This is a genomic window from Pseudokineococcus sp. 1T1Z-3 (genome assembly GCF_037482365.1).
GTDB lineage: Bacteria > Actinomycetota > Actinomycetes > Actinomycetales > Quadrisphaeraceae > Pseudokineococcus.
In genome coordinates this window covers 1-507 of record NZ_JBBHZF010000011.1, presented here as the reverse complement: position 1 = coordinate 507, position 507 = coordinate 1, and the positions used below count along the sequence as shown (strand labels likewise).

Annotated in this window: 1 protein-coding gene; it reads left to right on the top strand. The window is 75.7% G+C overall.

Annotated features, from left to right (window positions below; genetic code table 11):
- A partial coding sequence (locus WDV86_RS03345) for a recombinase family protein (RefSeq protein ID WP_339566177.1) occupies nucleotides 1-357 on the top strand: 357 nt, incomplete at its 5' end.
- Nucleotides 358-507 lie beyond the last annotated feature (150 nt).

Here is a 507-nt window from a genome sequence, read left to right as displayed (position 1 = left end):
GGGGTGGGGTTCCGGTCGGTGACCGAGTCCATCGACACCACCACCGCCGGCGGCCGGCTCGTCTTCGCCCTGTTCGGCGCGCTGGCCGCCTTCGAGCGCGACCTGGTCCGTGATCGCACGATGGCCGGCCTGGCGGCCGCCCGCGCACGCGGACGCGTCGGTGGTCGCCCCACCGTCATGACGCCCGCGCGCATCCAGGCCGCGCGATCCCTGCTCGCGGTCCCGGGCGCGACGGTCACGTCCGTGGCCAAGGACCTCGGCGTCAGCCGCGCCACCCTCTACCGCCAGGTCATCACTCCCGCCGGCGAAGCGACATCTACCCCCGAGCCAGACGCTCCCGAGAGGACCACCCCATGAGCCCAGCCCACGTCCTGGACGACGCCCAGTTCGCGGCGCTGGCCACGCGCTCGAGCGCGCAGCGCGCGGCCGCGCTGCTGGCCATCGACCATCCCGCCGCAGTGCCGCCGGAACCCCGCGTCGCGCTGCTCGACGAGGCCCGCGCGTGGC